12 protein-coding genes are annotated in these 6,898 nt (G+C 60.6%); all 12 read right to left on the minus strand.

What is annotated here, in order from left to right; translation table 11 throughout:
- Nucleotides 1-1,111, minus strand: a 1,111-nt coding sequence (locus tag Tam1G_RS11110; protein ID WP_101626570.1) for a phage tail tape measure protein, incomplete at its 3' end; no start/stop codon positions are given.
- 13 nt (nt 1,112-1,124) lie between these two features.
- A complete protein-coding gene (locus tag Tam1G_RS11115; RefSeq protein ID WP_101626571.1) occupies nt 1,125-1,439 on the minus strand; it encodes a hypothetical protein in 315 nt (104 codons plus the stop codon).
- Between the two features lie 62 nt (nt 1,440-1,501).
- Nucleotides 1,502-2,023 (minus strand): hypothetical protein, encoded by a 522-nt coding sequence (locus Tam1G_RS11120; protein WP_101626572.1) that lies wholly within the window; start codon nt 2,021-2,023, stop codon nt 1,502-1,504.
- Nucleotides 2,024-2,135: 112 nt separating this feature from the next.
- Nucleotides 2,136-2,648 (minus strand): phage tail tube protein, encoded by a 513-nt coding sequence (locus Tam1G_RS11125; protein ID WP_101626573.1) that lies wholly within the window; start codon nt 2,646-2,648, stop codon nt 2,136-2,138.
- 53 nt (nt 2,649-2,701) lie between these two features.
- Nucleotides 2,702-3,082, minus strand: a complete 381-nt coding sequence (locus Tam1G_RS11130; protein WP_101626574.1) for a hypothetical protein — start codon at nt 3,080-3,082, stop codon at nt 2,702-2,704.
- Entirely contained in the window at nt 3,079-3,456 is a 378-nt protein-coding gene (locus tag Tam1G_RS11135) for a hypothetical protein (protein ID WP_101626575.1), read from the minus strand. The genes Tam1G_RS11130 and Tam1G_RS11135 overlap by 4 nt, the downstream gene beginning before the upstream one ends.
- Nucleotides 3,456-3,893 carry a DUF6093 family protein gene (locus tag Tam1G_RS11140; protein WP_101626576.1) on the minus strand — a complete coding sequence of 146 codons (438 nt, stop codon included), beginning with the start codon at nt 3,891-3,893 and terminating at the stop codon, nt 3,456-3,458. The genes Tam1G_RS11135 and Tam1G_RS11140 overlap by 1 nt, the downstream gene beginning before the upstream one ends.
- The gene (locus Tam1G_RS11145; RefSeq protein ID WP_101626577.1) at nt 3,890-4,387 is read right to left on the minus strand and encodes a hypothetical protein; all 498 of its coding nucleotides are present in this window, start codon (nt 4,385-4,387) and stop codon (nt 3,890-3,892) included. Before Tam1G_RS11145 ends, Tam1G_RS11140 begins: the two co-directional genes overlap by 4 nt.
- An 11-nt stretch (nt 4,388-4,398) precedes the next feature.
- Entirely contained in the window at nt 4,399-4,911 is a 513-nt protein-coding gene (locus Tam1G_RS11150; protein WP_101626578.1) for a head fiber protein, read from the minus strand.
- A 1-nt stretch (nt 4,912) separates the two neighbouring features.
- Nucleotides 4,913-5,851, minus strand: a complete 939-nt coding sequence (locus tag Tam1G_RS11155) for a phage major capsid protein (RefSeq protein WP_101626579.1) — start codon at nt 5,849-5,851, stop codon at nt 4,913-4,915.
- A 12-nt stretch (nt 5,852-5,863) separates the two neighbouring features.
- Entirely contained in the window at nt 5,864-6,412 is a 549-nt protein-coding gene (locus Tam1G_RS11160) for a hypothetical protein (RefSeq protein ID WP_101626580.1), read from the minus strand.
- Between the two features lie 83 nt (nt 6,413-6,495).
- The gene (locus tag Tam1G_RS11165) at nt 6,496-6,759 is read right to left on the minus strand and encodes a hypothetical protein (protein WP_133125005.1); all 264 of its coding nucleotides are present in this window, start codon (nt 6,757-6,759) and stop codon (nt 6,496-6,498) included.
- Nucleotides 6,760-6,898 lie beyond the last annotated feature (139 nt).

Here is a 6,898-nt window from a genome sequence, read left to right on the forward strand (position 1 = left end):
GCACGAGGGAGCGTAGTGGGCCGTTGGCTCCGCTGCCGATGGTGATGAGCATGCTTTCGAAACTGCCGCTCAGGTTCTCCAGGTCGCCTTTGAGGTTATCGTTCTTGGCCGCGGCCTGCTGCGCCGCGAAACCGGAGTCCTCGACCTTCTTCGTCCACTTGTCGATGCCCTTCGCGCCCTCGTTGTAGAGCACGTTGGCTGCGCGGATGGCATCGGAGCCGAAGATGGTGGCCAACGCCTGGTTGCGCTGCTCCTGCGTGAGCCCGCCCATCTTGTCCTGCAATTGGCCGGCGAGATTGGCCAAGCCGATGAAGTTGCCTTGCGCGTCGTACGCGTTGATGCCGAGCTCCTGCATCAGGTTCTTCGCCTTGGTGCTTGGATTCGCCAGCGAAATGAGCATGGTCTTCAGACTGGTGCCAGCGTCCGAGCCGATCATGCCTGCGTTCGCGAACGCGGTGAGCGTGCCCACGGTCTCCGTCATGCCGATGCCAAACGAATTGGCGACCATGCCGGACTGTTGCAACGCATAACCCAAGTCACGGGCCGAACCTTGTGCCTTGCCTGCGCCAGCCGCCAACGCGTCAGCCACATTGCCGGCCTGTTTTCCGGTCAGGTTGAACTGGGCCATGGCGGAGCTCATGAGCTCCGCCGCCTCGGATACCTGCATGCCGTCGGACGCGGCGAGGTTCAACGCTCCGGAAAGACCGCCGGAGAGAATATCGGTGGTGCTCATGCCGGCCTTGCCGAGCTCGTTGATCGCGTCGGCCGCCTCCTGCGCGTTGTACACGGTGTTCGCGCCCGCGTCGATGGCCGCCTGACGCAGCTTGTCCAATTCCGCGGCGGAAGCCCCCGTGTTGGCCTGCACGGTGCTCATGGCCGCATCGAACTGGGCGAACGTGGTCACCGCGGCCACGCCCACGGCGGCGCTCACGGCACCGACCGCCAAGCCGACCTTGGTGAGGCCGGCGCCGATCTTCTGACCGGTGGTCATCGGCTTCTCCAACGCGGTGGACAGTTTCGACGCCTGCGCGCTTGCGGCCTGCATCCTGGTCGTGTAGTTCGACGTGTCGGCCATGAGCCGGATCATGATGTTCTCATTCAAACCGGCCATACGCCGCCTTTCTCTAGATTCTGACTGGTTTCCGCGTAAGACTGGTGGTCAACGCGCCTGATGCGTTCGGATCCGGAGAACCGGACCCCCGGTATTCCTCCAACGCCCGGTTCCGCTCATAGGCGGCGAAGCACAATTCCACTTCGCCCTTCAACCGCAATGCTTCGAACGCGTCCTGATCATGACAGACGCGCGTATCCATGCCGCACAACGGGCAGATGCGATTCTCATAGGATTGCAAAGCGAGCATCCACATGCGCTCCGTCTCATCCCATTCCACTGCATCATCATCGGCTGGCGTCCAGCCGTTGAAGCGTTTGAGGCTCATACCCAGTTGCCGTGCGCAGCGTAGGGACGCGAGCAGTTGCGGGTCGTTGCCGATGATGTCGGCTAGTTCAGTGATGCCAGCAACGTCAACGTCTCTTTTGGGAGGCTGGTGACCGGAGTGTTCAGTTCCTGGATGGTCGTGAGGATTTCCGCCGTCTGCGAGTCGGTGAGACTATCCAATAAGGTCTTCACCGATTCCGGTGACGCTTCCATGGCCTTGCCTACCGGATCCTTGATGGCACGCAGCATGCGCGGGAACGCGAGCTGCAGCAGCCGATTCATGTCGCGGGACTGGCGCCCGTTCTCCATGCTGGTGCAGCGCAGGATCAGCTGGTTCCATTCGTTGGCACGTAACCCCTCAAGCGTGACGGTCAGTGTGCTCTTTTGCACGTCCTGCACGGTTTTGCTGAGTTGTTTTGCGAGTTTTTCACGTTCGCCGCGTGCGGCCGACGCTTCGGCCTCGGTCATATTCTCCAAGGCCTTGAGCTCGTTGATCCGGTTGGTCAGTTCGATGGCCGCGCGCAACGCGGTCATGTTCGTGACAATTTCCACGCTCGTATAGGGGGAGTGCACCTGAAGTTCCATATGTCGCCTCTTTTTCTGAAGAATGATGTCCTCTTTCATATGTCTCACAAAAAAGAAGTCCCTCCCGTCGCGAAAAGAGGACTAGAAAACGGCGGGAGAGAAGATCAATGGGTTAGGCGGCGGTGACCACGGCGGTCTCATCCTGAGAGCCCGGATCAGCGGAGAAGCTGATGGTGCTCAGCTGACGCTGGTTCGACGCATGCGCCACCGGCGTCTTGATACCGACGACCACCGGGAACACGCTCACCACGTCGCCGGCCGCGAACGGGTCATCCGTGGCCTTGCCGCGGCGACGCACGATGTAGCCGGTGGCGCCGGAGATGAGCTTAGCGACCGCATCGTTCGTCTCGCCCTTGATGTTCACGTTGTCCAGCACCTGCAGAGTGCCGTCCGTGAACTTCTCCTGGCCTGGAATCTGGCCAACCGCGGCGGCACCTTCTCGGTCATCGTCGATCATGTCCTGCGAATGGGTGAGCTTCCATCCGTCGGAGGTCAGCCAATAGGAGAGGTCCAGCACGTCGGTGGTCAGTTCCACGATGGTCGGCTTCTTCACGTTGGCGATGGTCGGCACGAAGATGGTCTTTACTCGACCGTCCTCGAGATACGCCTTCACATTGTTCGGCATAATATGCTCCTTGCTTTGAATAACGATTGATAAGAGAGGGGGGGAGGTCCGGTCTATTGGCCGAATCTCCATGAGATGACGCGCATCACATACGCCTGACCGGTTTCGGGGTCGGTCAGTTCGCTCGCATACACGCCGGAATCCGAATATGGGACCAACGCGCCCATGCCACGGGGATGCACTCCATCCAACGCCGTCATGAACGCCTCGCACGCAGAATCCACGTCGTTCGCATAGGCGGCTACCACGCGGATATCCAGTTCGAACAGGCGACTGGTCACGTTCACCGCCTCGTTGACCGTGCGGTCAGTGGAGCGTACGCGCCATACGATCCATGGCGGGGCCGGACCGGTGGCCACATCCTCGTACACCCGCCAATGCGGCATGGAAGGCAACAGCGCCCAGATGAGGTCTTTGGCTTCACTGGTTTTCATAAGGTGCTCGCCGCCTCCCGCACGTATTTGGCGGTGGTCTCGAATTCTTCCTCGCCGTGCTCGTAGAAACGGTGGGTGCCGCCGCCGCGAGACGTGCCGAAGAACGCGATGTTCGCCAGATTGCCGGCACCGCCCTTCGGCGGCGCGATATCCGCCTCCACGAGGGTGCCGGACTCCTTCATTTCATAGGAGACGGGGATTCGTGAAATGCCCCTGTTGGAGGAGGTTCGCACGTCAGCGAGTATCGCGGTCTTGATGTTCTGCGCGCCATGCTTCACCGCCGCCGTCACAAGCCGCTGCTTGCGAATCGGCACCGATTTCAGCTTGGCGGCGAACGCCTTCACCTGACTCACATCGACATCGACCACGCCCATCAGCCACCACCAGCCTTCGGAATCTCGCGCACGTTCCAGCGTCTCGCCGTCGCATGAGTTTTCTCGGACTGCATGTTGACCAGGCGGAAGCGCCTGCCCACCAGATCAGGATCGGACGAGGCCGTGCATTCGGCCATATCCTTCTCCCGTAATCCGGTGGCGTTCATCGGCAGGTGCAGGTAGAGCAGCCATTCGGCCACGTTCCCGCCCACATTGCTCGAAGAGCCGGTGGCGCTCACCTTATCCGAGGCCGCGCCACCGGAGGTCTGCAATTTCCCCTTGCCCTCATACACGAGCTCCATCACCGGCCGGGTCAACCCCGTTTCCGGATCCGTTTCGCTTCCACCCGTGTAACGGGTGATGCGGAACGAATCCGTCATCAGGGATTCAGCGTAGGAGCGCAGTCGTCGGAGACTGACTTTACGGAACGTGCTCATCCGACCACCCTCGCATTCAGATAGCCCGGATAATCATCGTCCTCGAACCAGTAGGGGCTCATGTCGAGACTCGGCAGCTCGTTTCGGGTGATGCCGATGACTCCCAGACCGCCGATGAGCGGTGATTGGTCGGCCACGAGATCGTCCAACGTCTGCATCTCGCTGGCGGTCAGATAGATGCCGGCTTCATCGACTTTTCTGCTGCCGCCATCCATACCGTCGTCGATCTGCCGTGACCACGAGGTCTCACCTTCGGGATTCATGTAGAATCTGCCCGCCGCAGCGAGACACACATCCTGCAGGTCCTCCGGTAATGGGTCGATGAGCTGGCCTGCCTCATCGACCCATGTGCGCTTCGTGTATCTGCGGATACGGTTCGACGCGGCACGAAGGCAACGTTCCGCACGCTTCGTGTCGGCGTCTTCAATGATGGATTCTCCGAGCCATTCGGCCAGATCGTTTTTCGTGGCGAATGTCGGCAGCGGATTGCTCATAAGAGTTCTCCTTAGGCCGCTATCACGCCTGCCGCACGCAGCTGGGTGAGCAGGCTGTTGAACGCGGAGGCGAGCGCCGCCGCATCCGCGTCTGCGGCCACGTTCGGTACGGCCACGCCCTTCTTCACACCGCCTAATGCGGTGACGGAGGCGGCTGGCAGCGTGTAGGCGGCGGGAATCACGCCCTTGGCGAGCTTCGCCGCGGTGACCTGTCCATCGCCAATGGCGGCGGTGTTCACGGCGTTCGGTGCGAGCATTGCGGATGTGATGGCGCCGGCGGTCGGAGTCGTGGAATCATCCACGAAATCGAAGCCGGAGCCGTCCGCCTTCACCTTGACCATTTTGGAATGGCCTGTGCTGGGGTCATAGCCGGAGAGCGAGGCCGGTGTGACGCTGCCCGCATCGGGGGCCTTGGAGCCGCCGACGTTGACTGGATTATCATCGACGTCGAACACGGCGATTTCGGCTACGTCCTGGCCGTCAACAATGGTCGGCTGGGAAACGAATCGTATCTGCTTGGCCATATCAGGCACCGACCTTCGGGACGATGAAGCCGGCCGGATACTGGGTGCCCTTGCCGGTGACGCGGGTGACCGGGTTGGCCACCTGGAAGCCGACGCGCATGACCACGCGCAGAGCCTTGGAATCCTGCTGCATGAGGTTGTAGATGACCTTGCCGTCAGCGTCGCTGATGACGCCCTGGTCGAAGATCTGATAGGTCATGTCCTGACGGACACCGACCACGAACTTCGTCCAATCGGCTGCGAGCAGCACCGCCTTCGTGGAATCCCATGCGCCGTTCTTCACCTCGTTGAGCGGGTAGCCGTACAGGCTGGCAGGATTGCCCTGGGTAATGGAAGGCGTGTAGATGGGCTGGCCGTTCGCGTCGCGCAGGCCGACGAGCTGCCAGTTCAGGCCGGGCTGGCTGGCGAAACCATTGACGGCGAAACCCTTCTTGCTCAGGACTTCGCCGAGTTTGGCGACGTCCTGTGCGAGGTCGGTTCCGGTGCCCTGCGTGATGGTGGCGCCGGCTTTCTTCGCGCCGGAGAGGATATCGTCACCCCAGGTGGAAGGCTTGTCAACGCCGAAGATGCCGGCCGCATCGACCTTCTTGCCGAACGCTTCGGCGATGAGCGGCTTGACGGTATCCCACAGGTTGATTTTCGCGTCATCCACGACGGAATCCGGAATCGGGACGATGACCGCGAGTTCTTCGGCGGTGATTTGCACGTCCTCCCAGCCGGTCTTGCTGGTCTGCTTGAGCGCGCCCTCGGAAACCCAGTAGGCTTCCGGCAGGGTGGCGAGAACCGGCTGCGTCTTCTTCATGCTGCTCATCGGCACGCGCTTGGCGCGGGTCAGCAGCACGGATGATTCCGGCATGGTCTGGATGATCTCCTGGGAAACATCGTCAGGGATGAGGGCCGTGCCGAGGTCGGTGCGGCCGATGGTGTTGTCGAATGCCATGTTTGGCTCCTTTTACTTGCTGGTCAACGCGTCTCGCAGCCAATCCGTTGCCGGATTCGACGTGGGGTCGGTTCCCCCGGATGGCTTGGCGTGCACGCGCTGCAATGGGTTGATGTTGTTCTGGTCCGCGTCCTTCGCAGCCTGTGCGTCGATGCGTGCCGCGAGCTTCGCGGCCTTGTCCATGACCTCTTCGGGGTTGTCGCCGCCGATGAGGTCGAAATCCTGTTCCGTCAGAGACGGGTATTTGGCGCGGGCCTCGGCCCATGCCTTCGCCATGTTGACTTGGGCGAGCTGTTCGCGAGTCTCCTTGAGGTCGCGCTGCAGCTTCTCCTGTTCCGTGAGCTTCGCGTCCTCGATCTCGCGCAGCTTGGCGCTGCTGGCCTCGCTTGCGGTTTTGAGTTTCGAATTGTCCTCACGCAGATGCTGGATGAGATTCCATGCCTTTTCCGGTGAGAATTCCTCTCCGTCTCGCTCCCACGGCGGCTTCTGCCCGGTGTCGGTGTTCTGCTGCCCGCCAGGAGGTTCGGGAGTGTTGTTCTGCTCGTTGGCGTCATCGGCCATGATGGTTCCTTTCCGCCCGTCCTGCGGGCATAAGAAAACCCGCCATGAACTTCATGACGGGCTAGATGAATAAAGTTTTTTGCTTACCTCTTCCGGTGGGCTTTCAGAAGATCAAGATACACATGGATTGCCATGTAATCCGGATCTTTCGCAAGCTCATATACTCCGTCCGGGAATTTTGCGTATAGGCCAGGATGGGAATAAGCAATGTCCAGGGCATCAGCGATGGCCAGATCAGGTTCTCCGGAAAGAATCATGTCGCGGGCGTCTTCCTCGGTAATCTCATCGAGGCCTTTAACGATTTCGAGGCATTGTTCGGCGAGAGAAATCAATTCATCCATTGTCATGACGATCGGATTCCCTCCATTGTTTTGCCTTACTCCGTTTGACTGCGATTTTACCCGTTGGAGTATTGCGAGTCACGCCGGCGCCGCCGATTGGCATCGCCCTGTCGATGACGTATTGACCACCCACAAGGTACGCCTT

Origin of the sequence: Bifidobacterium imperatoris, from assembly GCF_002860405.1 — a bacterium.
GTDB classification, from domain to species: Bacteria; Actinomycetota; Actinomycetes; order Actinomycetales; family Bifidobacteriaceae; genus Bifidobacterium; species Bifidobacterium imperatoris.